The 1,512-nt window shown below is 39.0% G+C and carries 1 protein-coding gene; it reads left to right on the plus strand.

The window, feature by feature from the left end; all coding sequences use genetic code 11:
• The first annotated feature begins 100 nt into the window (after positions 1-100).
• The gene (locus tag LC095_RS26555) at positions 101-1,279 is read left to right on the plus strand and encodes an IS256 family transposase (RefSeq protein ID WP_226530911.1); all 1,179 of its coding nucleotides are present in this window, start codon (positions 101-103) and stop codon (positions 1,277-1,279) included.
• Positions 1,280-1,512: the final 233 nt, after the last annotated feature.

A 1,512-nucleotide genomic window follows, 5' to 3' on the forward strand; every position in this document is an offset into this window, starting at 1 on the left:
GATTAAGTCCATATAATTGTGTAAATACAAAAAGAGTCAAATTAATTCCTTTTGGTCACAATGGTTATCAGCGACGAAAAACCTTGTGGAGGAATTAATTATGACTCAAATTCAGTTTAACCTAAATCTTGATGTTTTAAAAGAATCTGTAATGAATTCTGATATTGATGCTGTCATCAAAGCCTCGATTATCCTTGTTTTAAATTCAGTTATGGAGAAAGAACGAGATGACCACTTACAAGTTGGGGCTTATGAACGTTCTTCAGACCGATTTGACTCGCGAAATGGCTACTATGATCGCGACCTCATGCTAAGTATAGGGAGGGTAACTTTGAAGGTTCCGCGTACACGTAAAGGGGATTTTTCACCTTCTCTCTTTGAAAAATATGCACGCTGTGACCAGGCGTTTGTCCTTTCTATGCTTGAAATGGTGATAAATGGTGTATCTACTCGAAAAGTAAAGAATGTTGTTCAGCAGCTTTGTGGAGAAAGTGTTTCAAAGTCATTTGTTTCTTCCCTTACAGAAAAACTAGATCCAATCGTACAGGCATGGGCCAATCGACCATTAAATACAACCTATTATCCCTATATTTTTGCGGACGCCATGTATATCAAAGTACGTGAACATCATCGTGTGGTACCAAAAGCTGTCTATATTGCCACTGCCATAACGGGAGACAACCGACGAGAAGTTCTTGGTATAAGAGTAGATCATGTGGAAAGTTATGATGCATGGAAAGCATTTCTACTGCACCTTCAATCACGAGGCGTTCAATCCCCAAAGCTATTTATAACCGATGCACACGCTGGCTTAAAGAAGGCTCTAAAAGAGGTCTTTGTTGGAACTGTTTGGCAACGCTGTACAGTCCATCTAAAGCGAAACATCTTTAATGCGATGCCAAAGAAAGGGATTGAAGAAGAAAAACTAGGGTTAAAGAGAATCTTTGAGGCTGTTAGTGTCGAAGATGCAAGACAGTTTAAAGATGAATTTCTTGAACGTTATGGAGATAATCTTAAGCTTGAGAAAGCCATTCAAACATTAGAGGATGGCTTCGAAGATGCCGTTCAATACTTAAATGAACCAGTTAGATTTCAACAATATATAAGAAGTACCAATTCATTGGAGCGCCTTAACCAAGAGGTTAGAAGAAGAGAACAAGTCATCCGTATATTTCCGAATACTCAGTCCGCATTTAGATTGATTGGAGCAGTTCTTATGCAAATAAACGAGGAACAGGCAATCAAAAAAATTATTAGAGGAAAACCTAGAAAAAGCTAGGCCAATCCTACCTTCAAAATTTGGTGGTAATACCTATTTCGAATTGACATCGAGCCTCCAGCGGGCATGATGTCAAGCCAGGAAGCCAGGAGTTTTACAACACCTGGCTTGCCCTCCAGGCTATCACGCCCGCCCCTCAATGTAAATTCGAAATAATCTTGCTCACCATACACATTTTTAAAATAAATTGAAAACCATTGTTGACACTTTTACACAAGAATAAGGACTTGACT

The organism is Metabacillus niabensis (assembly GCF_020524345.1).
In the GTDB taxonomy this organism is placed as follows: domain Bacteria; phylum Bacillota; class Bacilli; order Bacillales; family Bacillaceae; genus Metabacillus; species Metabacillus niabensis_B.

Bases quoted from the DNA above. Each gene is read 5' to 3' on its own strand.
- LC095_RS26555 (WP_226530911.1), top strand. From the start codon at position 101: ATGACTCAAATTCAGTTTAACCTAAATCTTGATGTTTTAAAAGAATCT.